This is a genomic window from Wenzhouxiangella limi, from assembly GCF_010499265.1.
Lineage (GTDB): Bacteria > Pseudomonadota > Gammaproteobacteria > Xanthomonadales > Wenzhouxiangellaceae > Wenzhouxiangella > Wenzhouxiangella limi.
The window spans coordinates 64,430-88,766 of sequence record NZ_JAAGSC010000041.1; the positions used below are offsets into that span (position 1 = coordinate 64,430).

Genomic DNA, 24,337 nt, shown 5'->3' on the forward strand with positions numbered 1-24,337 from the left:
TCACATTGTCCACAGATCATATTAAGAATTTGCTAATTTGACGGCGGAGGTTGGCTGCATCAACCCGATTTGCGCTTTGGCATTGGCTCGCTCACTCAGACAAGGCTTCGCCAAGTGGGGCAGACGAAGGAAGAATTGATAGGACTGCTGGGCACCGACGGGCGCCTGCAGTACGTGAACGATGCGGCGCTGGACTACGTGGGGCTGCCCGCGGGCCGGATCATCGGGCGGTTTGCCTGGGAAACCCCCTGGTTCGCTGGCCAGGCCGAGCGGGTCGAACGCCTGGTCGACGCCATTGGCCGGGCTTCAAAAGGCGAGTTTGTAGAGTTTCCCGAGGCGCTTTCCGGCGCGGGTGGCACGACCCGCTATTTCACGGCTTCTCTGACGCCCTTGCAGCCTGCGCCAGGATGGACCCAGTCCTTGCTGGCCAGGGCCTGGGAGATCAACGCATCGGACGATGACAGCGCCAGCGCCACGACGGCGGTCAACGCCATCAACGGCCAGTTCGGCGAGTTCTATCAGAAGTATCTTCGCGGCTTGATGCACGGTTCCGGTGATGCAAGCCTGCATCGGCGCGTGTTCGACCTCAACCAAACCGCCCTGGTCATGCTGGATCGATCGGGCCTGATCCGGTCGTTCAACGACAAGGCGGCGGTGTTGTTCGACGGTGCCGACGGGTTCGCGATTGGCCATTCGCTGGCTTCCATCCTGCCGCCGCTGCGTCAACTGATCGGCGCGGAAAGTGAGTCGGACCAGATTGCCGGGCGCTGGGCGGGACGATTGTCCGCGGCCGCCGATGTGGTGTTGAATCACAACCAAACCGGGCCGACAAGAGTCTGTTTCGCCATCCGCCAGCTGCCGGCCGATAAAGGTTACGTCGTTCTGCTCGGCGAGATTCCCGACCTCGATGCCACCGAAATCATGCTCGTCGATTCCCGGGAAGTCGCGGCGTTGAAGAACGCGCTGCACGACGGTCCGGCCAACGAACTGGTCGCGTTACGTTTGCGCATTGAACAGATGGCGCGGATTCGCAGCGCGTCGGATGAGCAGCTGAACTGGCTGCGATCATGGCTCAGGGACCTCACGGCAGTTGAATCCTCGCTGCGCGCTCTGATCGACGGTCTTCCTCCGGCCAGCGTCACTGCGGGAACCTTCTACTCCTCGGTCTCACGTCTGGCCGGACGGGTTTCGATGACTTTTGCCGCCCGCTGCCGCTATCGGCTCTTCAGACCTCTGGATCTGCCGGACGACAACGTGGCCCACCATCTTTTCCTGATCGTGCAGGAGGCGGTGACCAATGCCGTGCGTCATTCAACGGCGTCTGAGATCGAAGTCCTGATTGGCGCCGGCGGCCGGGACTGCGTGGTCATCAGGGATAACGGCGGTGGCTTCGGGCTCGAGGCGCTTTTTTCCGGCCGCGGGCATGGCGTGCGCTCGATGCGGCTGAGAGCCAAAGAGATCGGCGCCGATATCGGCTTTGGTTTTGAGGGGTCGCGAGGTACTGAGATCGTGGTTTCCCTGTGACTCCGGCTGACCTGGACGAGTCACCAATCCGCGTTCTGCACGTGGATGATCATCCGGCCATTATCCAGGCAGCGCGCGCTTGCCTGGTCGAGAGGTTTCCCGGTGTTGAATACGTCGGCGTTGGCTCTCACGAAGAAGGTCAGGCCCTAATGGAGCAAGGCGCGTTTGATGTCGTGATCCTGGATCTGTCGGTCGACGGGAGCGTCACTCTGCGCAAGATCAAGGAGTATGCAAGGAACACACCGACCATCATCTGGTCGATGCGCTACAACTATGGGGTGATCCGGACCGCGCTGGATTACGGCACGCGCGGTTTCGTGGGCAAACACGAACCGATCGCGGTGCTGGAGAAAGCCATCGAGGCGGTGTTGTGCTCCAAGAAGTTTTACCTGAGCGCCGAGGGCCAGGCGATTCTTTCCGACGGGGGTTTGAGTACATCCTTTCTGTCGCCGGGGTTTTACCAGCTTGGAGTGCTTTCTCCCCGAGAACTCCAGGTGCTGCGGCTGACGGGAAAAGGGTTTTGCATCCAGGAAACGGCCGAGGCCCTCGGCGTCAAGCCGAAAACCGTCGAGACATTCCGCCGCCGCATTCGCGAGAAACTGGCGCTGGGCAGCGCCCACCATCTGGCACCGTTTGCCGTGCGCTGGGTGTCTGACGGCGAACCCCTTTACCTGAAGTATCCGTAGTGGATTTCTGACGCCTGTGTGGCGGATGGTCGCCGCCGCGCTGTGCCAAAGCCCGCGCTAAGATTCCGGCAGGTGCAGTTTCACCACCAGCGGATCATGGTCGGCGGCCTGGCGCGGGTTCAGGCTGTTGATCGGTATCAGCGCCAGCTCGGTAGCCGGTTTCAGCGCCTGGCTGACAAGGATATGGTCGATGGCCTGGGCGTTGCCCTGGAAGATGTAGGTGAACCGTTCTCGGCTTGGCAGATCGGTGACCGGGTTGTGCAGGGGCACGGTCTTATCGCCGGTCAGGATGCTCAGCGGTTCGGAAAACCAGTGATCGTTGAGGTCGCCGAGCACGACCAGGCGGTCGCGCCGGTCCGTGTTCAGGCCGGCGGCGAAATCCAGCACGGCCCGGGCCTGGGCCTGGCGCTGCTCGGCATCGCCTTCGACCGGGGGCTGGCGCTGACCGAACAGCGGGTCGCTGCCGCCCTTGGAGGCGAAGTGATTGTTGATCACAACCAGCCGATGGCCGTTGAAGACGAACTCCGCGACCAGCGACTTGCGGCTGTTGGCAAAGGCCGGTCCGCCGAGACGTCGGGCGCTGTCGGTCACCAACTCCACCCGGGCCGGGTTGTAGAGGAAGACATTGCGGATGTTGCCCCCGGGCTGGCCGCCGTCGGCGTTGCGCTCGGGCGGCAGATCGAGCCAGGCATAGCTCGGCCCGCCGGCCTCGGTGATGGCGGTGGTCAGGGCTGCCAGGGTTCGATCGGCCGAGACCAGGTCGCTGTCTTCGGCACCGTTGCCGTCCTGAATCTCCTGCAGGCCGATGATATCCGGCGCGTTCAAGATTTCGGCGATGTGGCGGGCCAGTTCGTCCATGCGGCCGCTGCCGATGGCATCATCCACGTCGCGCGGCGTGCGCACCGCGCTGAAGTCCTCGATCACCGGATTGAGGTTTTCGACGTTGTAGCTGGCGACCAGCAGGTGGTCGCTGTCGCCGGACAGGCGGCTGCTGATTGCGGTTTGCGGTTCGGGGAGGCGTCGCAGCGCGTGCTCGGCGACAACGCGGAAATTGCCGAAGCGGTAGTCGACGACACCGGTGACAGCGGCAAAGCGATCGCCCACCGTCGCCGGGTCCGGGAAGGTGGGCAGCAGCAGCGGGTTGGGCTGGACGAGAATGCGGTCGGGATTGAAGTCGTCCGGTTGCGCGGCCACGGTGCCGAACCGGCCGAGATTGCGGTGGTTGTTGCCGGCGACCACCCAGGTCTCCTGAAAGCGGCTGGTCGGACCGACCACCCGGTTGGTCTGCAGAGAAACGCGCATGCCCATCAGCGCGGTCCAGAAGTCGATGGCGTTATCTTCCGGCTTAAGCGGCGCGTCAAACGCCGCTGGCGCCAGGCTGGCGGGGATTTGGACGCCGTCGGGTCCGATCAGCACCGCCGCCGGCACCGGCTGGTCACGGGCAATGACCTCGATGTTGGGCTGGACCATGCGGGTGACGGGCAAGTCGGTCGGGCGATTGTCCGGCAGATAATGCTCGATGCGCCCGCGCAGAGCCACCCGGTCTCCCCGTCCGACCGACGGCCGGCCTTCGGTCAGCACGGCCAGCCCGGCGCGGCGATCGATGTCGGGCGCCTGCACCCAGAAACGGTCTTCCAGCACCAGGGTGACGATCCCCTGGGTGGTGATTTCGCGATTCGGCACGGTTGGCACATGGCCGTCGCCGTGAATTTCGGGGATGCTCAGGGTCTGGGCCGAGAGGCTCGCGGCCAGTAGAAAACCGATCAATAAAGTCGAGAGGATGCGCATGGGGATCCGGCCAGTTGGCGTGGAGGACCAGGAGATGATAATTCAAGCACGCATCAGAGTCTGCGCATGTAACTGTTATGCTGACCGTCTGTATCCGTCGACACACCCATGGAGTGCAAGCATGCCCAAATTTTCCCGCGTTCTCTTTTTCCTGCTTTCCGCCGCGCTGGTTCCGCTGGCGCTGGCGTCCGATGATGACGATGATCGAGCCGAACACTTCGAGGGAAAGCCCGCGCGCACCCTGGAAGAAGCGCTGGAGAACTTCAGCGAAGCCAACTCGCAGTTCTCCGAACTGCTCAGCCAGGACAGCCTGGACACGCAGGCGGTTTTTGAGGTCCACGAGCTGACCTACACCCTGGAAAATGCCCTGGAAAAGATTCGCGACGAGATGGAAGAGCTGGCCGAAGTGCTCGAGGAAGTCCACCTGGCTTCCGAGCGCAACGACGGCGAAACCGTCAAGGAGCGCGGCGAGGTCTACCTCGACACGGCGCGCAAGATCATCCGCTAACCGGGACCGTTACAGGGCGGCAATGACGTTGAGCACGTCGCCGCCGTACCGATCCAGCTTGTGCTGACCGACACCGGTGACCCGGGCCAGATCGTCCAGCGTTTCCGGCCGGGCCTCGAGAATGGCGGCCAGGGTGGCGTCGTGGAAGATGACGTAGGGCGGCACGCCCTGCTCGCGCGCGGTTTCCAGCCGCCACTGTCTTAATGCCTCCCAGGCCGGCGAGTTGGTGTCGATCTCGACCCGGCTGCCGGCGGCGCGTGTGCGCCGGACGGGAACGGTATCGCGGCGCAGCTGCACCTGCTGTTCGCCCCTGAGCAGCGGTCGGCAGCGTTCGCTCAGCTGCAGGCCGCCGTGGCCGGCCGGGTCGGGCTGCAGATGGCCCAGGGCCAGCAGCTGCCGCAGCACCGATTGCCAGGTCTTGCGATCGAGATCGCTGCCGATGCCGAAGGTGCTCAAGCGATCGTGTCCCAGCGAGGCGATGCGGTCGCTGGCGTTGCCCAGCAGGACGTCGATGACGTGGCCGGCGCCGAAGCGCTGACCGGTACGGTAAACGCACGACAGGGCCTTGCGCGCGGCCTCGGTCGCGTCCCAGGTCTCGGGCGGATTGAGGCAGTTGTCGCAGCGACCGCAGTTGCCGGGATGATCCTCTTCGAAGTAGCTCAGCAGCGGCGGACGTCGGCAGCCGGCGTGCTCGCAGTAGGCCAGGAGCGCTTCCAGGCGCTCGCGCTCCAGCCGTTGCTGGGCCTCCGGCGCGCTGGAGTTGGCCTGCATCTGACGAATCTGGACGATGTCGGCCAGGCTGTAGACCATCCAGGCGTCGGCCGGCAGACCATCGCGTCCGGCGCGTCCGGTTTCCTGGTAGTAGGCCTCGATCGAACGCGGCAGGTCGAGGTGGGCGACAAAGCGCACGTCGGGCTTGTCGATGCCCATGCCGAAGGCGATGGTGGCGCAGATGATGACGCCGTCTTCGCCGATGAAGCGGTCCTGATGGGCCTGTCGCTCGTCGGCGCTTAAGCCCGCATGGTAGGGCAGGGCGGTCAGACCGTTCTGGTAGAGGAAGGCCGCGATCTGCTCGGTGCGCTTGCGCGAAAAGCAGTAGACGATTCCCGAATGACCGCGGTGCTCGTTCTGGATGAAGCGCAACAGCTGCGCGCGGGCGTTGTCTTTCAGCCCGACCCGGTAGCGCAGGTTGGCCCTGTCGAAGCTGTCGATGAAGGTGCGGCCGCCGTCGGCCAGCAGGTGACGACTGATTTCGGCCCGGGTGCGTTCGTCGGCGGTGGCCGTCAGCGCAATACGTGGCACCTTTGGAAAACGCTCGCGCAGCAGTCCCAGCTGCAGATACTCCGGGCGGAAATCGTGCCCCCACTGCGACACGCAGTGCGCCTCGTCGATGGCAAACAGGGCCAGCCGGCAGCCCTCGAGCATGGCCAGCACCGGCTCGCGCAGCAGGCCTTCCGGGGCGACGTAGAGCAGGTCCAGATTCCCGTCCCGCAGATCCCGCTCGACCTGGCGCCGGGCTTGCGCGTCGAGGCTGGAGTTGAGTACCGCGGCGGCAACGCCGTTGGCCTTGAGCGCTTCGACCTGATCACGCATCAGCGCGATCAGCGGCGAGATGACGATGCCGGTGCCGGAACGCACCAGGGCCGGGATCTGGTAGCACAGCGACTTGCCGCCGCCGGTGGGCATCAGAACCAGGGCGTTGTCGCCGTCGACCACCGTCTCGATGATTTCGCGCTGGCGGCCGCGAAAGGCGTTGTAGCCGAAGATCCGGGCCAGCAAAGCCTCGGGCGAAGCCGACCCGGCCGTGTCGACGGGGGCCGTCTGGTTCATTCGCGGGTCGCGCAGGAGAACATGGTCGACAGGATAACCGCCCGGATTGTCCGAAGCGGTCGGAAAATCACCCGGCCGACCGTCGGACTTTGCCGGTGGCGCGCAGCAGGTCCAGAGCCGCCGGGGCCAGTTGTTCGGCCCACCGGGCATGGCCGATGGCGTTGGGATGGAAGCCGTCCTCGCAAAACAGCGCGCTCGAGCCGGCATCCAGCCTCATGGGGACATGGCCCATGTCGGCCCGGGAGCCGACCAGGCCGGCGGCGGCATGGTCGAGCAGGCGCGAGCGGGCGCCGAGCAGCACGCTCAAGGGAAACGGCAGCAGCGGAAAGCGCTGCATGTCGGGGACACCGGCCAGCAGAACCGGGGCCGGGCCGGTGCGCGCGCGCAGCGCCTGGATCAATGCCTGCAGGTCGGCGCGCCAGCGCCGGGCCGAGCGCATGGCCAGACTGTCGTTGACGCCCAGTCCGATCAGGATCAGGTCGGTCGATTCGGCGTCGAGATCGGGCAGCAGCTTCTCGTGGACGGCTTCGGCGGTGAGTCCGCCGCGAGCCAGAATCTTCCACGCCACGGCCCGACCGGTGGCGCCGCCCAGATGTTGGGCCAGCGCGCAGCTTACGCTGTCCCTGAAGCTGTCCAGCCCGACCCCGGCCAGCGGTGATTCGCCGACGGCGAGCAAGCGAAGCGCGGGACCAGGGCCGGCGACCTCGCCGCATCGCGCGCCCGGCGCTTCGGCCAGCCGAACCGCGCGCTTTCGCAGTCTTTTCCCCTGCGCCAGGCCGATCGGTGCCAGCGCCAGGCTGAGCGAGGCCAGCAGCTGGCGCCGAAGGCCCTCGACGTCCACCGCCTATTCGAGGTTCAGGGTCACGGCCGCCTTGTCGGCCTGCTCGAGCCGGGTGCGCACGTGGTCTTCCGGTTCCGAGCAACGGCCTTCGAACTCCGGCCAGCCCTGGCCGTGACGCAGACACAGCTGCTTGAGCACGGCGACGTGGTCGTCGGATTCATTCAGGCAGGGGATGTACTGCAAATCCTCGCCGCCGGCTTCGACAAACTCTTCTTTGCCTTCCATCGCGATTTCCTCCAGCGTTTCCAGGCAGTCGATGGAGAATCCCGGGCAGATGACCTGGAGTTTCTTTACGCCGGCATGGCCGAGCGCTTCGAGCGTGTGATCGGTATAGGGCTTGAGCCACTCGGCCCGCCCCAGGCGTGACTGGAACGAGACTTGCCAGTCGTCTTCGCCCAGGTTCAGCCGCTCGGCGATCTTGCGCGCGCTGAACTGGCACTGGCAGTAGTACGGGTCGCCGGCCTGCAGGTTGCGCTTGGGGATGCCGTGAAAGGAAAACAGCAGTTTGTCGGGCTTGCCGTGCTCGGCCTGGTGACGGCGAACGGAATCGGCAATGGCTTCCTGCCAGCTGCTCTCGCGGTAAAAGTCGTTGATGAAGCGCAGTTCCGGGAAGAAGCGCTGGCCCTGCATCCAGGTGGTGACCTGGTCGAACACCGAGGCCGTTGTTGTGGCCGAATACTGCGGGTACATCGGCAGTACGAGCAGGCGCTGGACGTTGTTGGCCTTCATGCGCTCCAGCGCGGCCTGGATGGAGGGCTGGCCGTAGCTCATGGCCAGCTCCAGCGATACATCGGGCAGGTCCGGTTCGAGCTCGGTCGCCAGCTTTTCGGCCAGGCGCCGGTTATTGAACAGTAGCGGGGACCCCTCGTTGGTCCAGACCTCGGCATAGGCCTTGGCCGATTTGGGCGCGCGAAAGGGCAGGATGACGCCGTTGAGAATCAGCCACCAGATCGGCCGGGGGACCTCGACCACGCGCGGATCACCCAAAAACTGCTTCAGGTACGGTCTGAGCGCCTTGGCCGTTGGCGCGTCCGGCGTGCCGAGGTTGACCATCAGGATGCCGGCCCGGGCCGGCTGGCGGTGGGCGGTCACTTCGGCCACGCCCTGGCGGGTGGTGACGAGATGACGGGATCTGGCGGGTTGGGCGTTGGAGGATTGCATGAGTTCAAGGCCGGCGACGAATGAGCCTCTATTGTACGAATCCGGTCGCTGTCGACGGTGAAGCGTGCCGGTCGTCCAGCGATGGTCAACTGCGAACGCGTGGGATTGTCCGCCGCGCTCTGCTATGATGTAATGATCGAAAGTCCGCAGGAATGTCCCGCCGTGCGTAGCCTCGCACCTGTCTTCCAGAGTGTGCTGGCCGTGGTCGCCATGACCCTGGCCGCTTCGCTGTGGGCGAATCCGGCCGGGTACAGCATCAATTCACGCGGTCTGGATACCGAAGACGAACCGATCAATCATCTCTGGCGCGTGTTTCTGTCCGACGGGCGCGCAGAAAAGATAGGCCCGGTGCGTAACGATTTCGTGGACGTCGAAGCGCTGGCCCTGAGTCCGGATGGCACGCTTTACGGCGCTGATGACAGCACCAATACCTTGCTGGAGATCGATACGGGTAGCGGTTTTGGCGACCCCGTCGGCAGGGGCTTCGAGGTTGGCAACATGGGGCTGGCGGGCACGTTCGATTTCGGCATGAGTTTCGACTGCAACGGGAGACTGTATGTCGTTTCGGCGATGGAACAATCCCTGTTTTTGGCCGATCTGGAGACAGGTCGGTTGCGGCGGGTCGGCGAAGCCGGCTCGCTGGGCGCGCCGATCACCGATCTGGCGGTGCGCGGCGACGAGGTTTACGGCATCGGCGTCGGTTTGACGCGTGAGGGTCAAGAAGCGGCACCCAATCTGTATCGCATCGATCTCGAGGAAGCCTCGTCGACATTGATCGGTCCGCTGGGCGCTGCCGCGGCGCCTTACAACAACGCTGGCCTGTCCTTCGCCGACGACGGCAGCCTGTGGGCGATGACCGACCGGCGTGCGGTGGGTAACGAGGACGGACCGAGCCAGATCCTGCGTATCGATCCGGCCACCGGCACCGCCGAAGCGGTCGCCGAAACCATCATCGGGATGGAATCGCTGGCGGTGGCTCCGCCGGTGATGTGCCAGCTGCGGGACGTCGCCAGGCCGGCTGGGCATCCCATTCCGGTGTTTTCTGCGCCCGCTGTGCTGGCTCTGATTCTGACGGTTTTTCTGATGGCCGGAGTTCGCCTGCGCTTCCGGCAGTCCTGATACACTTCCGGATCTTGCAATGACTGCGCAGTCCCTGTCGAAAGGAGTGTTCTGATGGGTTTTGGCAATATCGGCTGGTTTCAGATTCTGGTCGTCCTGCTGATCGTGCTTCTGGTGTTCGGCACCAAGAAGATCCGCACGCTGGGCGGGGATCTGGGCGGCGCCATCCGCGATTTTCGCAAGGGCATGAGCGAAGACGAAGAGGCGGAAAACGACAACGAGTCCAAGAACGCCGGCGAGAGCAGTTCGGACGAGACGAAAGCGGATGAGGAACAGAATTCCGAAAAGAAACCCGAGAAGGCGAAGAAAGCCGCATCGGGAACCGCGAAAAACACCTGACCTGGCCGCACGATGAGCGGTATTGGCTTCACTGAACTGGTCTTGCTGGCCGTGCTTGCGCTGCTGGTTGTCGGGCCCAAGCGCCTGCCGGAAATTGCCCGCACCGCGGGCCAGATGACCCGGACGGTCCGCGGCGCCTGGCAGAACATCAAGTCGGAATTCCAGTCCGAGCTGGACAACGAGCACAATCGCCGGATCATGGAAGCCGCGGCCAAGACGCGCAAGGAACTCGAGACGCCGTTCCGCCTGGACGAGGAGCCCAAGGGTGACCGAAAAGACGGAGGATAAGCGCGAGCTTACCCTGATCGACCACCTGCTGGAGCTGCGCACCCGTCTGCTCCGGGCGGTCATCGCAATCAGTATCGTGGTCATCGCGCTGGCCCCGTTCGCCCGTCAGCTGTATTCCCTGCTCGCCGAGCCGCTGGTGCGTTACCTGCCCGAAGGCTCGAGCATGATCGCGATCGACGTGGCCTCGCCGTTTTTTGCGCCGTTCAAGCTGGTGCTGATCCTGGGGCTGCTGATCTCCATGCCGGCGGTCATCTACCAGGCCTGGGCCTTCGTTGCACCCGGGCTGTATCGGCACGAGCAACGCCTGGCCCGGCCGCTGCTATTTGCCTCGGTGCTGCTGTTCTACGCCGGCTGCGCCTTCGCCTACTTTGCCGTCTTTCCGGTGGTGTTTTCGTTCTTCACGTCCATGGCGCCGGAAGGGGTCGCGGTGATGACCGACATCAGCCGCTACCTGGACTTCATCCTGACCCTGTTTATCGCTTTCGGGCTGGCTTTTCAGGTGCCGGTTGCCACCATCGTGCTGGTCGCGCTGGGCATCACCACGACCGATACCCTGGCCAAGGCGCGGGGTTACGTGGTGGTGGGCGCATTTCTGGTGGCCATGCTGATCACGCCGCCGGACATGATTTCCCAGACCTTGCTGGCGCTGCCGGTTCTCGTCCTCTACGAGCTCGGCATCTTCATGGCAAGAGTGATGGTCCGGCGCACGCAGGAAGCCAGCGCCGCCTCGGGCAAAGACTGAGCGCGACCTGATTAGCCGCTTGGCCCGCTCACTAGGGCACTAGATCATCTCGGCCCGGAAGCTCGTCTTCCAGCCCGGGTGACCAGCCGAACACCTGGCTGAATGCCAGGTATTGGGCACCGGTCATGAGCACCTGGAAAAGCATCACCGCCAGCAAAAGCATCACCTGGGCAAAGAAATTGCCGAAGTTGCCGAGTGCCAGGGTCAATACGCCGCTGACCAGCAGCAAGACGATGAACACGCCGGCCACCACGCCGATCGCGGCCAGCAGGAACCCGGCAAAGGCTGCCCAGTTGCGCAGTACGGCCCGCAGGCTGGTCGCGAGACCCGAAAAAACCGGCGCCCGTCCGAACATGACCAGCGGCACAGCGAAATACATGGCGGCGACCACCAGCGCCATGACCGCGCCCGACATTACAAGGCCGCCGCCCAGAGAGACGTCTGCGAGGGCCTGGGCCATCGCTTCGGGCGATTGCACGGCGGCTTCGAGCTGGTCTGGCCCCAGCTGACTGCTCAGCCAGGAAACCAGCACCACGGCGGCTACCAGCCCCCCGATCATGCCGAAGACGCCCAGCATCAGCAGTCGGGAGCGTCTGAGCGGGTCGCTCCAGGCCGAAAAGAGCGTGGTCGGCGGCGGCGTTTTCCCTTCCCCGAGACGGTCAAAGGCCAGCATGACGCCGGCGGTCAGCAGCGGCGTGATCAGGGCCAGGATGGCCTGGCCGACCAGCGGGATGACCGCGATCAGGGAAACCCCCAGCCAAAGCGCGGCAATGGAAAAAATGGGACGAAAACCGCGTCGCATCCATTCAGCACTGGCCGGAATCCACGCCAGGCCCTGCCGGAAGCCGACGCGCTGGATCGTATAGCCACCGTTCATGACGCGGAACGCACCACGGCGGCCCCGGAAATGGCGTTCGTCGACCAGGCCGGTGCCTCGCCGAGTGCGTCGAGGACCTGCTCCGGTTCCTCCACGCTCTGCCACATCTGCAAATGGGCCTGATTCATGAAGCGTTCGTCCACGCTTTGCTGCAGAAACGCCAGCAGCCGGTCATAATAGCCGCCGGTGTTGACCAGCACGATCGGACCGAGGAACTGGCCGAGACGCTTGAGGGTCATGGCTTCGAACAGTTCTTCGAAGGTACCGCAGCCGCCCGGCAGGGCGACGACGGCGTCGGAGCGTTCGAGCATTCTTGCTTTGCGCGTGCGCATGTCGTCGACGATTTCCAACGACGTCAGTGCCTGGTGCCCGGCCTCGACGCGGGTCAGGAATTCGGGAATGATGCCGTGAACTTCGGCCCCGACACTGAGCGCTCCTTCGGCCATGGCGCCCATCAGGCCGTGTCCACCGCCACCGTAGATAATGGTGAGGCCGGCATTGCCGAGCGAGCGGCCCAGACGACTTGCCGCATTGATGTAGTCTGCACACAGTGCCTGGCTGGACGCGGCATAAACGGTAACGCGCTGAATGGACATCAAGTAAAAACGAATGAACAGGACAATCCCACATTGTAAACGCAGGCTAAGGACTGTACCGGCAGCCGTTCGGTCGGGCTTCGCCGCCGCAGCGCTGGCTGTGCTGACGGCGTGCAACTCGGGTACGCCACCGACCGAGTTGGCCGAGGGGCAGGAGCCGTACCTGCGCTACTGCGCCTCCTGCCACGGCAACCAGGGCGAGGGCAAGCCGCCGGCTTTCCCGCCGCTGGCCGGCTCGGAATGGATGGAGCTGCCGTCCGAGGCGCTGGCCCTGATCGTGTTGTACGGTCTGCGCGGCGAGATCGAGGTGGCCGGTCGAACCTATCGCGGCTACATGCCGCCGATGCAGCATCTGAGCGATGAAGACATCGCCGCGCTGCTGGGCTTTACCGAGCGGACCTGGGCACAGCGCGAGGCCGGTCTGGTGGCCGCCGACATCGCCCGTCTGCGCACGGCTTTTGCCGAGCGACGGCCACCGCTGGAAGGACGGGATGGTCTGATGCAGGCACTGGATGAGCTCCCGTGACGATGCATCCGGCGCGCGGCGGGTTCGGCGGTTCGGCGGCGATCACGCTCCTGATCATCACGGTGGTGACCTATTTCATCCAGGTCAGCGCCTTCACCGACGTGGTCCGCCTGTTCGCGCTTTGGCCCCTGGGCACACCGGGAACGATCAATCTGGGCGATGGCACGACCCTGCAGACCGGCTTTGCGGTCTGGCAGCTGGTCAGCTATGGGTTTCTGCACGGCGGCCTGGCGCACCTGTTTTTCAATATGTTCGCCCTGTACATGTTCGGCTTGCCGATCGAGCGGCTCTGGGGCACCCGGCGCTTCCTGATCTTTTATTTTGTGTGCATGATCGGGGCCGGCCTGGTTCAGCTCGTGGTCGCGCAGTTGTCCGGCGAAATTTATCCGACGATCGGGGCTTCGGGTGCGGTGTTCGGTCTGCTGCTGGCCTTCGGCATGATGTATCCGAACAGCCGGATCATGCTGCTGTTCCCCCCGATCCCGATGCGCGCGAAATGGTTCGTGATTGTCTATGGCATCCTGACCCTGGTTTTCGGGGTCACTGGCACCATGTCCGGCATCGCCCATTTTGCCCACCTGGGCGGCATGCTCTTCGGCCTGGTTCTGATCCTGTACTGGGCCTCCAGGGCATCACCGGGGCGCTGAGGCCTCTCCGGGTCAGTCCATGAATGAAAAGACCTACGCCGACGAAATCCTGATCGTGGATGACCAGCAGCCGATGCGGCTGCTGCTATCCGGGCTGTTGCGCAAGCTGAATTTTCTCAATATCCGCCAGGCCGCCAGCGGAACCCGGGCGCTTGAGATGATCAAGCGACATCGACCTGCCGTGGTCTTCCTGGACCTGGAAATGCCCGACATCCATGGCCTGGAGGTGCTCAGAGCGCTGCGCGAGATGCCCGGCGGGGATGAAATCTTCGTGGTGATACAGACCGGTAGCGCGACCAAGCAAAACGTGGAACGGGCGCGCGAGCTCCAGGTCAACGACCTGCTGGCCAAGCCCTACAGTCTCGAGAAACTGGAAATCTCGATCGGGCGTTATCGCGCATCGGCCGCAGATTAGGACGTCGACCGACCTTCAGCCTCCTCGTCATCATCGTCTCGCAGCCAGCGATCTGCCCAGGCGCTGGCCCGCAGGTAGTCCTCGTTGAGCATGGCCGTGGTATTGGCGCCCAGCGCGTTGAACCGCCCGGCCTCGAAGCCGTCCAGTATGTCGATGAGTTTGCCGAGTTCGCCCTCCCGATGGGTGAGCGCGCGCCGGACCGCGCCGGAGAAGGGCAGGTCACGCACCAGTTGCTCCATGGGCTGGCCTTCGAAGACGTCCAGGCGGGAAAACAGTCCGACCGAAAAGGCGATCGGGCTGGATATGCTGGCGACGCGTTCGGCCAGGTTGGCTGCCATCCCCGCTCGCACCAGCAACTGACGGGCCTGCAGGCGCCGGATCGGTTCGTTGCTGGTCAGCATGAACGTCGAGATCAGCATACGCATGCGTCCCGACCCGACTCGCAGCATCGCCTCGGTCAGGGTATCAATGGTCCGCCCCCGCGGTCCCAGCGCGGCGGAGTTGGCCTGTCGAAGCACCACGATGGCCAGGCTGGGATGCTGGGCGAGCAGCGGTTCGAGTTCGGTGAGACTGCATTCCTCGTTTGATAGCTCGGCGAGCAACTGCAGCTCGACCGCCCGGTTGCCGCTGCGCCGGTGGGTGGTCCTGGGGATGACGACCGGCAGCGAGAAGACGAAGCCCTGCAGCCAGTCGAAGCCCGCCCGTCGGGCCTCGTCCAGCTGCTCCGGGGTTTCGATGAACGTGGCCATCTGCAGCGATCCGCCTATCCCGGCGGGCTCGGTCCGGATGGGGGTCTGGCGCTGGCGGAAATCGGTCTTGATGATGTCCGGCGATCGCTCAAGCTGCTGTGCGGTTGTGGCCAGGACCGCTGCATCGACCGCAATCCGGTATCCGGCTTCCTGCAGCCGGGCGAGGGCTGCCGGGGTCTCGGCACGCTGCCACGCGCTGAGGTTGGGTTCAAGAACGGTCTGCTCGGGCGGATAGAGAATCGATTCCGGCTGCAACAGCCATTCATCCGGGATCGTGCACAGCAAGAAGCGGTTGCCGACCAGTTCTTGCAGGCCAATGTCGAACATGACGCTGGCACAGGCCCGGGCCGTGGCCAGCAGCGCATCGTCGACGTTGGCTTCCCGCGCACTGGCCGATTCGCGGTACAGCAGCTTGTCGCCGATGTGTTCCAGGGCCTGGTTGCAAACCGGCTGGAGTGCGATGCCGTAGCCATCGGCGGGTTGTGTAGCCATCGTTACTCGCCAGGATTGCTGATGGCCTCGAGGGCCGGACGGCAGGCCTCGATCTGTTCGACCAGCCGGTTGGTCAGCGCCTGTAGTTCCCCCCAGTCGACGCCTCCGCGACAGGCGTGTTCCAGTTTCTTGGCCGATTCGGAGGCCGTGGTCATGCCGAAGGTGGCGCCAAGACCCTTGAGGGTGTGGGCAGCGCGTTGCAGCGCGGCAAGATCGCGATCAGACAGGTGTCGGGCCAGTTCCGCCAGGTGTCGGGGCAGTTCCGGCAGAAACGCTGTCAGTACCTCGCGCAGCAATGCCTCATCGCCACCGGAGTGCTTTACGGCACCATCCCAGTCCAGCCCGGAATCGGGTTGCTGGTCGGTTCCGGCTTTCAGAAATTCGTCGAAGTCGGAAAACTGGGCGGACGGTGCTGTCGGTGCCGGCGCCAGGCGCTGGCCGGAGATCACCACGCGCTCGATTTCCGCATACAGACTGGCCGGCTCGACCGGCTTGGCGACGTAGCCGTCAATGCCCGCGGACAGATAGGCCTCGCGGTCGCCCTTCATGGCGTTGGCGGTCAGGGCGATGATAGGGCAGGGTCGGGCCCCGGTTTCCTGTTCCAGCAAACGGATCTGTCGGGTGGCTTCCAGGCCGTCCAGCACCGGCATCATCATATCCATCAAAATGAGATCGAACGCCTGTTTCCCGGCCAATTCTACTGCTTCCACCCCGTTCTCGACGATGGTGTACAGGGCGTTGACTTTTTTTAGCAAGGCCGCGGTGACTTTCTGATTGACGGTGCTGTCTTCGGCAACCAGCACCGTCAGTCGGCGGTCCTGCAGCAGCTCGCGCCGGGTTTGTCCGGCCTGGCGCAGGCCGGTATTGCCCCAGTGCTGGCTCAAGGCCCGCTGCAGCACCGACAGGGTGATGGGCTTGATCAGCAGTGAGCGCAGCTTCAGATCGCGACATTTTTTTTCCTCGCCATGCACGCTGCTGGAGGACATGATGCGAATGTCGGTCGCCTGGGCCAGTTCCTCGTCGAGTATCTGGCGCGCGGTGGCGTAACCGTCGAGGCCCGGCAGGTCGGCATCGATTAACACCAGATCGAACGGTGCCCCTTTTTCACCGGCCTGGCGCAGCCGGATCAGCGCCTCGAACCCGCTCTGGCAGATCTCGTGGTGGACCTGCAGACGATCAAGCAGATGTCCAACCACCTTGCGATTGATCGGTTCACCGGCAACACACAGCACAGAGCGGCCATTGAACTCCACCATCTGCTCGGCTTCGCGCGGCGGCGGCTCGCTGGAGATCGGCAGCTCCAGCTCGATGGTGAAGCTGCTGCCCACATCGAGCGTGCTGCTGGCGCTTATGCTGCCGCCCATCAGGGTGATCAATTCATGCGTAATCGCCAGTCCCAGGCCGGTGCCTTCGAACCGGCGCGCGGCGTCTGACTCGACCTGCTCGAACGGCTTGAAAATGGTCTCGAGCTTGTCGGCGGGAATCCCGACGCCGGTGTCGTCGACCCGAAGCTGCAGGCAGATCGATCGCCCGTTTTGGGTAGTTACCGGTTCGCCGCCGCTCACCGTCAGACGCACGTAGCCGTGCTCGGTGAACTTCAGACCGTTACCGATCAGGTTGATCAGCGCCTGGCGCAGCCGGGCCGGATCCGCGATCACGGTATCGGGCAGGGCGTCGCCGATGTCGTACTGCAGTTCGACGTCCTTGGTCTGGGCCCGCGCGCTGAGGCTCTTGATCACGGTGCCGACGAATTCCATCAGATCGATCGGCTCGGGATGGATTTCGAATTTGCCGGCTTCGATCTTGGACAGGTCGAGAACCTGGTTGATCAGTTCCAGCAGGTGCTGGGCCGACAACCGGGCCAGCTCCAGGTTTTCCAGTTGGTCACTGTCAAGCCGGGTGTCGAGGACCATGTCGATCATGCCCAGAATCCCGTTCATGGGCGTGCGGATCTCATGGCTCATATTGGCCAGGAATCGACTCTTGGCCAGGTTGGCGCTCTCGGCGGCGCGAACCTGCGCCTGCAGGCTGGTTTCATGCAGGCAGGCAATGGCGGCGTTGGCCAGCTTGTCCATGAGAACCTGCAGGGACTGGACCAGCGAATCGGTCAGGCGCTCGCCCGAGCGGCGGAGAATGAGCACGCCGAAGTCGCGCAGCGGAAAGACAAGGAAGATCGACTCACGCAGGGTCCGTCTGAAGGGCCGGGCCGAATAGAAACCGGCCAGCGCTTCGGCCTGGTCCGGCAGCACCAGCGAGTCGACCAGCTCCGCGTTGGTTGGATCGTTGAGAAAGACCCGCGGTGCGCTGAACACCGGCGCCCAGCTCAGCTTCGCCTCTGTGCTTGAAGATACGACCCGCCCGGGTGTCGAGCCCGAGCGGGGCGCCAGTACCAGCGCACCCTGCGCATTGAGTTGGCGCATCATCGTGGCCAGGGCCTGACGCAGCATTTGATCGAGGTCCAGGCTTTTGCCGATGGCCAGCGAGATCTCGAACAGGATTTCGGTTTCGTGGCGGGGTCTGGTGGCCATACGGATGATTCTTGCCGGTCAAGCCGAGGTGGTCAACGGCTCGGCTTGCCGATGCGGGCAAGCACGGTCGTCTTGTTCAGGAATTCAAGGTAATCCCTTCCGCTGTTGGCAATCTCGCCCAGGGTGAAGGCGCCGACCGATGGCTCGCCCTCGGTCAGGGCCTTGAGTTCCTGCTCAATGCCCGGCCCAAGAAACAGCGCCCTGGAAATGCAGTCAAACAACAGCAGCTGCCTGTCTGAGTCGGGCTGGTCCGCACCGACAATCCGGCGGGCCTCGCGGGCCGCCTCAAGCAGGCTGGCCGCATTGCCGTTGAGGACGCGCACGAAAGCGCCCTGCGGTACTTCACCGACGCAAACCAGCTCGTTGTCGTTTTGAACCATCAGCGGATCGCGAACCACCATCTCGCCGTCCAGCTTCTGCAGGCCCAGCGGGTAGGACTTGGCGACCTCGAAAAAATCCTCGCGGGTGATCGGGGTTGGACTGTGGGTGTCCACGATGGCCTTGTAGCTCTCGAAGGCCGGCTGCCAGTTCAGCGTCTTGATGACGTTTCGATCCGCCTCGGTCACCTCCAGCGTATCGCTGATGCCGCTCCAGCCGTGGGTAACGCCGATCGTGCTGGATCTGGGCAGTTTGACAACGAGCGCCACATCGGCCTCAACGCGACCGGAGGAAATGATGCAGGGTTTTTGCTCGAAGCTCAGTGACCCGGCGCCGCCGCCGACGAAATTGTTCGCCAGACCGAAGACAAAAAACAGATCCTCGACGAGCGCCGAAATCCGGCTGGCCAGGCCATCGACCAGGACAACGAGCGTGCTTTCCATCTCCAGGCCCTGCCATCGATCGAGCTGGCCGAGCAGTTCGGCCTCGTAGTCGGCATGCGGGTCGCTCATGCCGGCAATTCTTGCGACATCCGGTCGTTCTTCAAGTCCCAGAATGATCGCCCCGTGTTCGTGACGCTGGTCGTTGATCGCGATGGCCGGGAAGATGCCGCCCAGGACGGGTGTGTTCGTGCGGGTCAGCAGCGCGTCCAGATCCTCTTTCGGCCAGTGGTTCTGATCGCAGCCCAGGACCAGAAGCGCGCCGTGATGTTGCCGATCGGCCTGGTCGAGCAAAGCGGCGAAGTCGTCCAGGTTCGGTGATGCGGTGACCAGAGATTTCATGGCTTGCCTGCCCTTACCGATGATGGTCTGGCGGATGCTGTGCCGTGTCTGGCGAGAAACTGCTCGAACTCATCGAAGGGCAGGGGGCGGGAGAGTAAAAACCCCTGGATTTCATGCACACCCAGCGCGTCGACGTAGTCTCTTTGTCGTTCGGTTTCGATGCCTTCGGCGATCGTGGTCAGGCCCAGCTGGCTGCTCAGGGCGCTGATGGCGGTGACGATGGCGCGCTGTTTTCGGCCCTCGGTGATGTGTTGTATGAAGCTGCGGTCAATCTTGATGGTGTCCATGGGGAACGCGGTGATGTAGGACAGCGCGGAATGACCGGTGCCGAAATCATCGATGGATAGACTGAATCCCAGCGATTTCAGCCGTTCGAGCAGAATGCGGGTTGCCACCGGGTCGTGCATGGCCGTGCCTTCGGTGATTTCCAGCTCCAGGCGATGGTGCGGCAGATCATGGCGGCGACATAGTTCGCGAAGGAAGCGGGGCAGCTGCTCACTGCGCAGCTGCACCGCCGACAGGTTGATTCCCATGCGCAGGTCGTAAGCTTTTGCGCGCAGACGAGCGGCATCGGCAACGGCCTGCTCCAGCACCCAGGCGCCGGCCTCCCTGATCAGCCCGGTTTCTTCCAGCACCGGAATGAATTCCACCGGCGAAACAATGCCTCGGTCCGGATGTTGCCAGCGCAGCAGGGCTTCGCTACCGATGACCTGGCCGCTGTGCATGTCGAGCTGGGGCTGGTAGACCAGAAAGAACTGCTTGTCACGGCAGGCACTGCGCAGATCGGCTTCGAGGACCAGGCGCGATCCGTAGTCGTGTTCCGAGCCGGCAGTGTAGAAGTGCAGGCCATCCCGGCGCGTTTCTTCCGCCGAACGACAGGCGAGCCTGGCGGCCTTGATCAGTTCGTCTGCCGCGTCAGCGTCGGTCGGGTAAACGGCAGCACCCACCATCAGGCGGGCGGGCACGTCGCGCCCGCCGATGGTTATCGGCTGGCTGAGGTGGTCCTGGATTTCGCCGGCCAGCGCGTTGACCTCGGCATCGCCGATTTTTGCGGCCAGTCCGAAGACGCCGTCTTCCAGGCGGCCCGCTACGACCGCTGGCCGGCTGCCTGACTGCAGTCGCTGGGCAATCGTCAAGATGGCTTCGCGGGAACTGCGACTGCCGAAATATTCGCTCAGCTTCAGGACGTGGTCGATCGATATCAACAAGATCAGGATTCGGCCCGGTCCAGCCTCGTTGATCGCTTCGTCCACGAGCTTGGCAAACAGGCGCTGCCGGGGCAGGCCGGTCAACTCGTCGTGTTCAGACAGGTACGCGACCTGGGCTTCCAGGCGCCGGAGGCTGGTGACGTCCTGAAACGAACCGATCAGCGTCTGCTCCTGGCTCAGGCCCGGACTGCAGAATCGCACAACGCGCTCGTGCTCAGCCGTTGGCATGCGGACTTCGAGATCAAACGCCTGGCTGGACCGGGCTGCGGCATCGAAAGCCACTTGCAGCCGCAGGCGGTCATCGGGATGCGTTTCGGCAAGCAAGTCGGGCAGGGATGGCGGCAGGTCATGGCTTCGGGCCAGCAGTTCGGCCGCCGATTCAGACCAGGTCAGAGCCGCATCGGGGCCGGACAGGCGCCAGAAACCCAGGCGGGCAATCTGGCAGGCGCTGGTACGCTCGGCCTGAAGTTGCCTCAGGTGATGTTCGCGCGCATGGCTGGCCATGGCATAGCGAATACGCTGTTCCAGCAGGCGCAGGTTGATGGGCTTGGTGATGAAATCTGTTGCGCCATGCTCGAAGGCCGTTTCGATGGACGCGGGGTCATCGTCGCCGGTCAGCATGATGACCGGTGGCGGGCGTTCCTGATGCCTTTGGTGCATCGCCTTGAGCACCTCGAAGCCATCCATATCGGGCATGTGGACGTCCAAAAGCACCAGGTCCGGGCTCTGCGCGGCGAGCGTCGCCAGTCCCTCTGCGCCGTGTTCTGCTTGCAGCACCGCCATGCCAGCGCGTGTCAAGCCGCTGGAGACCAGTGTTCTGATCAGCGCGTCGTCGTCGATCAGAAGAATCTTTGGTTCGCCTGAATGCTGGTGCCGTGGGTTCATGGACGTGCCCGTATTGCAATACTCCCGCTGCGGGAAGAAAGTTTTCGCCGGATGCTTTACGGACCCGTCTGCAGCCACTCCCGGGGCTTCAGGTATTCGGCCAGCCGGCCTTCGGCTGAAGCCAGCTCGGGCTGGTGGTTGTAGCGCCAGTGAGCGACCGCGGGCAGCGACATGAGGATGGACTCTGTTCGCCCGCCCGACTGCAGCCCGAACAGCGTGCCGCGGTCATAGACCAGGTTGAATTCCACGTAGCGACCCCGGCGGTAGCGCTGGAAATCGGTCTCGCGCTGGCCGAATGCGGTGTGCTTGCGTTTTTCGACAATGGGCTGATAGGCCTCGAGATAGCCGTCGCCGACGGCGCGCAGGTAGGCAAAACAGCGCTCGAAGCCCCAGGCGTTCAAGTCATCGAAAAACAGCCCGCCGATCCCGCGGGTTTCGTCGCGGTGGCGGAGATAGAAATACTCGTCGCACCAGCGCTTGTGTTCGGCATAGACGTCGTCGCCGAACGGCTGGCAAAGGTCGTGGGCGACGCGGTGCCAGTGGCGGCAGTCCTCGTCAAACGGGTAGTAAGGCGTCAGGTCGAAGCCGCCGCCGAACCACCACACCGGCGGCTCGCCTTCTTTTTCGGCCAGAAAGAAGCGCACGTTGGCGTGGCTGGTCGGGACATAGGGATTGACCGGGTGCATTACGACCGAAACGCCCAGCGCCTGGAAACCGCGACCGGCCAGCTCCGGTCGGCGCGCGCTGGCGGCCGGCGGCAGGGCATCACCATGGACGTGCGAGAAGTTCACGCCGCCTTTTTCAAAGACCTTGCCGCCTTCGAGCACGCGGGTCCGTCCGCCGCCGCCCTCGGGCCGGTCCCAGCTGTCTTCACGAAACTCGCTGGCGCCGTCGCTGGCGGCGAACGCCGCGCACAAACGATCCTGAAGATCGGTCAGGTAGGCGGCGACGGGTTCGATGCTCGGTGTGGACATGGTTGAGGTGGCTTACTTTTTTTTCGCTGATTTCTTTTTTGAAGCTTTTTTCTTTGTCTTTTTACTGGTTGTTTTCTTCTTGGTCGTTTTCTTCTTGCTTGATTTCTTCTTGGCCGTTTTTTTTGTCGCGGTTTTCTTGGATCCTGTTTTCTTGGACCCGGCCTTTTTCTTGCCGAACTTGCCGCGCCGGCCTTTCGGCGGTGCTTCGGCCAGGAGCTTCTGGCAGGTTTCCAGGTCCAGGGATTCGGGCTCGACGTCCTTCGGCACGCTGGCGTTACGCTTGCCGTCGGTCACGAAGGGGCCGTAGCGGCCTTTCAGGATTTCGATATCTTCGGCATCGAAGCGCTTGATGATCCGCTCCCTGAGCATCTGCTTGTGCTCTGCGACCTTTTCGAGCGCCTGCTCCAGGGTGATGTCGTGCGGGTCGATATCCTTCAACGACACGAAATTGCGGGCACCATATCGGACGTAGGGGCCGAAGCGGCCGATATTGGCCTGCACGGGTTCGCCTTCCGGCGTCTCGCCCAGGTTGCGCGGCAGCTTGAACAGCTCGAGCGCCTCCTCCAGGCTGATGGTTTCCATCTTCTGCCCCGGGCGCAGGCCGGCAAACTGCGGCTTTTCCTCGTCTTCGGCCTGGCCGATCTGGGCGAACGGGCCATACCGGCCCAGCCGGACGATCACCGGCTTGCCGGTCTTGGGGTCGGTGCCCAGTTCACGCGCCTGCTGGGCTTCCTGGCGGCTGACGGTTTCGTCTTTTTCGTGGACCCGATCGATGAACGGCTGCCAGAACTCCTCCAGCAACGGCACCCAGTCGTGCTCGCCGCGCGAGATCGCGTCGAGTTCGTCTTCGAGCTTGGCGGTGAAGTCGTAGTCGACGTAGCGTTCGAAGTGGTTGGACAGGAAGTTGGAGACCACCCGTCCGGTCGCCGTCGGGGTGAAGCGACGGTTTTCCAGATCGACGTATTCGCGATCCTTGAGGGTCTGGATGATGGAGGCATAGGTCGACGGCCGGCCGATGCCGTGGTCTTCCAGCGCCTTGACCAGGCTGGCCTCGGAATAGCGCGGTGGCGGTTCGGTAAAGTGCTGCTCGGGCCGGACCGCGGCCAGCGCGATCTTGTCGCCTTCCTCCAGCGGCGGCAGGCGGTTGTCCTGGGCCGCCTGGGCGTCCTGGTAGACGGCCAGGAAGCCCGGCTCGATCAGGGTCGAGCCCGAGGCGCGGAAAGTGTGATCGCCGACCTCGAACTCGGCGCTGACGGTGTCGTAGACCGCCGGGATCATCTGGCTGGCCACGGCCCGGTTCCAGATCAGCTCGTAGAGTCGGTACTGCTCTTCGCTCAGGTGGCGCTTGAGCCGGATCGGAGTGAGCTTCGGTGACGAGGGCCGGATGGCCTCGTGGGCTTCCTGGGCGTTCTTGGACTTCGACTGGTAGAAGTTCGGTTTTTCCGGGACCAGTTTGGCGCCGTACTCCGTGCCGATGACCTGACGGATCTCGTTCAGCGCGTCCTGGGACAGGGCCACCGAGTCGGTTCGCATATAGGTGATCAGGCCCTGGGTGCCTTCGCCGATATCGATGCCTTCATACAGCTGCTGGGCCAGGCGCATGGTGCGCTGGGTGGTGAAACGCAGCCGCCGCGCGGCTTCCTGCTGCAGGGTCGAGGTAATGAAGGGCGGCTGCGCCCGCCGGCGGCGCTGGCGCTTGTTGATGCGCGCCACCTCGAACGTCCCGCCCGAGCGCTGTTCGACCTGCTGGCGAACCTCGTTCGCGCGCGCCTCGTCGGTGATGTCGAACTGCTCGAACTTTTTGCCGTCCAGGCGCACCAGATTGGCCGAAAATCGCTCCGCTTCGGTCCCGAGATCGGCCTCGATGGTCCAGTACTCGCGCGCTTCAAACCGTTCGATTTCCTCTTCGCGCTCGACGATCATGCGCAGCGCCGGGGACTGGACGCGCCCGGCCGAGAGTCCGCGCCGGACCTTCTTCCACAACAGCGGCGACAGATTGAAACCGACCAGGTAGTCCAGCGCGCGCCGGGCCTGCTGGGCATCGACCAGGTCGCCGGCCAGGTCGCGCGGGTTCTCCATGGCCTTGTCGACCGCGCGCTTGGTGATTTCGGAAAACACCACCCGGCGGATCGCCGTCGAATCCTTGATCCCGCGCTCTTTGAGGATCTCGGCAATATGCCAGGAGATGGCCTCGCCCTCGCGGTCCAGGTCGGTGGCCAGGTAGACGGTGTCGGCCTTGCGCGCGCTGGCTACGATCCGGTCGACGTGCTTGCGGTTGCGCTCGATGATGTCGTAGCGCATGGCAAAGCGATTGTCCGGGTCCACTGCCCCTTCCTTGGGCACCAGGTCGCGGACGTGACCGTAAGACGCCAGAACCTCGAAATCCGGGCCCAGGTACTTGTTGATGGTGGTCGCCTTGGCCGGCGACTCCACGATGAGAAGATTTTTGGCCAT

General features: G+C 63.9%; 21 protein-coding genes and 1 pseudogene. 10 read left to right on the forward strand and 12 right to left on the reverse strand.

The window, feature by feature from the left end:
* Positions 1-114 precede the first annotated feature (114 nt).
* Together G3I74_RS09015 and G3I74_RS09020 are read left to right on the forward strand one after the other, a co-directional pair.
* Positions 115-1,524 carry a PAS domain-containing protein gene (locus G3I74_RS09015; RefSeq protein ID WP_164211266.1) on the forward strand — a complete coding sequence of 470 codons (1,410 nt, stop codon included), beginning with the start codon at positions 115-117 and terminating at the stop codon, positions 1,522-1,524.
* Positions 1,521-2,210 carry a response regulator gene (locus G3I74_RS09020; RefSeq protein WP_164211267.1) on the forward strand — a complete coding sequence of 230 codons (690 nt, stop codon included), beginning with the start codon at positions 1,521-1,523 and terminating at the stop codon, positions 2,208-2,210. The genes G3I74_RS09015 and G3I74_RS09020 overlap by 4 nt, the downstream gene beginning before the upstream one ends.
* Before the next feature lie 57 nt (positions 2,211-2,267).
* On the opposite strand, the gene G3I74_RS09025 is transcribed toward G3I74_RS09020, so the two are convergent.
* Positions 2,268-3,998 carry an endonuclease/exonuclease/phosphatase family protein gene (locus G3I74_RS09025; protein WP_164211268.1) on the reverse strand — a complete coding sequence of 577 codons (1,731 nt, stop codon included), beginning with the start codon at positions 3,996-3,998 and terminating at the stop codon, positions 2,268-2,270.
* Positions 3,999-4,119: 121 nt separating this feature from the next.
* Between G3I74_RS09025 and G3I74_RS09030 the strand changes: the two genes are divergently transcribed.
* The gene (locus G3I74_RS09030) at positions 4,120-4,506 is read left to right on the forward strand and encodes a DUF6746 family protein (protein ID WP_164211269.1); all 387 of its coding nucleotides are present in this window, start codon (positions 4,120-4,122) and stop codon (positions 4,504-4,506) included.
* Between the two features lie 9 nt (positions 4,507-4,515).
* Here the strand turns inward: G3I74_RS09030 and recQ are convergent, their stop codons facing one another.
* From recQ to hemH, 3 genes are all read right to left on the reverse strand, one after another.
* Entirely contained in the window at positions 4,516-6,336 is a 1,821-nt protein-coding gene (gene recQ / locus G3I74_RS09035; RefSeq protein WP_164211270.1) for a DNA helicase RecQ, read from the reverse strand.
* Positions 6,337-6,403: 67 nt separating this feature from the next.
* Positions 6,404-7,177 (reverse strand): GDSL-type esterase/lipase family protein, encoded by a 774-nt coding sequence (locus G3I74_RS09040; RefSeq protein ID WP_203594648.1) that lies wholly within the window; start codon positions 7,175-7,177, stop codon positions 6,404-6,406.
* Positions 7,178-7,180: 3 nt separating this feature from the next.
* On the reverse strand, positions 7,181-8,338 hold the full coding sequence (hemH, locus tag G3I74_RS09045; RefSeq protein WP_164211271.1) for a ferrochelatase: 1,158 nt from the start codon (positions 8,336-8,338) through the stop codon (positions 7,181-7,183).
* Between the two features lie 162 nt (positions 8,339-8,500).
* On the opposite strand from hemH, the gene G3I74_RS09050 reads away from it, so the two are divergent.
* The 4 genes and pseudogenes from G3I74_RS09050 to tatC all read left to right on the forward strand — a co-directional run.
* On the forward strand, positions 8,501-9,457 hold the full coding sequence (locus tag G3I74_RS09050; RefSeq protein ID WP_164211272.1) for an NHL repeat-containing protein: 957 nt from the start codon (positions 8,501-8,503) through the stop codon (positions 9,455-9,457).
* Between the two features lie 54 nt (positions 9,458-9,511).
* On the forward strand, positions 9,512-9,796 hold the full coding sequence (tatA, locus tag G3I74_RS09055; RefSeq protein ID WP_164211273.1) for a twin-arginine translocase TatA/TatE family subunit: 285 nt from the start codon (positions 9,512-9,514) through the stop codon (positions 9,794-9,796).
* 12 nt (positions 9,797-9,808) lie between these two features.
* Positions 9,809-10,084 carry a Sec-independent protein translocase protein TatB gene (gene tatB / locus G3I74_RS09060; RefSeq protein WP_164211274.1) on the forward strand — a complete coding sequence of 92 codons (276 nt, stop codon included), beginning with the start codon at positions 9,809-9,811 and terminating at the stop codon, positions 10,082-10,084.
* Positions 10,062-10,823: pseudogene (gene tatC, locus G3I74_RS09065) on the forward strand (twin-arginine translocase subunit TatC); the annotation flags it as partial. The gene tatB and the pseudogene tatC, both read left to right, overlap by 23 nt.
* Before the next feature lie 34 nt (positions 10,824-10,857).
* Here the strand turns inward: tatC and G3I74_RS09070 are convergent.
* A complete protein-coding gene (locus G3I74_RS09070) occupies positions 10,858-11,703 on the reverse strand; it encodes a BPSS1780 family membrane protein (protein ID WP_164211276.1) in 846 nt (281 codons plus the stop codon).
* Positions 11,700-12,416 (reverse strand): LOG family protein, encoded by a 717-nt coding sequence (locus G3I74_RS09075; RefSeq protein ID WP_203594649.1) that lies wholly within the window; start codon positions 12,414-12,416, stop codon positions 11,700-11,702. Before G3I74_RS09075 ends, G3I74_RS09070 begins: the two co-directional genes overlap by 4 nt.
* On the opposite strand from G3I74_RS09075, the gene G3I74_RS09080 reads away from it, so the two are divergent.
* Genes G3I74_RS09080 through G3I74_RS09090 form a run of 3 tightly spaced genes read left to right on the forward strand, consistent with a single transcriptional unit; the run spans position 12,400 to position 13,887 of the window.
* Positions 12,400-12,825, forward strand: coding sequence for a c-type cytochrome (locus G3I74_RS09080; RefSeq protein ID WP_164211277.1), 426 nt, complete (start codon positions 12,400-12,402; stop codon positions 12,823-12,825). The genes G3I74_RS09075 and G3I74_RS09080 overlap by 17 nt on opposite strands.
* A gap of 2 nt (positions 12,826-12,827) precedes the next feature.
* Positions 12,828-13,472, forward strand: coding sequence for a rhomboid family intramembrane serine protease (locus G3I74_RS09085; protein ID WP_164211644.1), 645 nt, complete (start codon positions 12,828-12,830; stop codon positions 13,470-13,472).
* A gap of 19 nt (positions 13,473-13,491) precedes the next feature.
* Entirely contained in the window at positions 13,492-13,887 is a 396-nt protein-coding gene (locus G3I74_RS09090; protein WP_164211278.1) for a response regulator, read from the forward strand.
* On the opposite strand, the gene G3I74_RS09095 is transcribed toward G3I74_RS09090, so the two are convergent.
* Genes G3I74_RS09095 through G3I74_RS09120 form a run of 6 tightly spaced genes read right to left on the reverse strand, consistent with a single transcriptional unit; the run spans position 13,884 to position 24,337 of the window.
* Positions 13,884-15,128 (reverse strand): EAL and HDOD domain-containing protein, encoded by a 1,245-nt coding sequence (locus G3I74_RS09095; protein ID WP_164211279.1) that lies wholly within the window; start codon positions 15,126-15,128, stop codon positions 13,884-13,886. The two genes, G3I74_RS09090 and G3I74_RS09095, sit on opposite strands and share 4 nt — an antisense overlap.
* Positions 15,129-15,130: 2 nt before the next feature.
* Positions 15,131-17,656 (reverse strand): response regulator, encoded by a 2,526-nt coding sequence (locus tag G3I74_RS09100; protein ID WP_164211280.1) that lies wholly within the window; start codon positions 17,654-17,656, stop codon positions 15,131-15,133.
* 32 nt (positions 17,657-17,688) lie between these two features.
* Positions 17,689-18,816 carry an FIST signal transduction protein gene (locus tag G3I74_RS09105; RefSeq protein ID WP_164211281.1) on the reverse strand — a complete coding sequence of 376 codons (1,128 nt, stop codon included), beginning with the start codon at positions 18,814-18,816 and terminating at the stop codon, positions 17,689-17,691.
* Positions 18,813-20,909 (reverse strand): putative bifunctional diguanylate cyclase/phosphodiesterase, encoded by a 2,097-nt coding sequence (locus tag G3I74_RS09110; protein WP_164211282.1) that lies wholly within the window; start codon positions 20,907-20,909, stop codon positions 18,813-18,815. The genes G3I74_RS09105 and G3I74_RS09110 overlap by 4 nt, the downstream gene beginning before the upstream one ends.
* Positions 20,910-20,965: 56 nt before the next feature.
* A complete protein-coding gene (gene hemF / locus G3I74_RS09115) occupies positions 20,966-21,883 on the reverse strand; it encodes an oxygen-dependent coproporphyrinogen oxidase (RefSeq protein WP_164211283.1) in 918 nt (305 codons plus the stop codon).
* A 12-nt stretch (positions 21,884-21,895) separates the two neighbouring features.
* Complete coding sequence (locus tag G3I74_RS09120; RefSeq protein WP_164211284.1) at positions 21,896-24,337, reverse strand: DNA topoisomerase I; 2,442 nt, start codon at positions 24,335-24,337, stop codon at positions 21,896-21,898.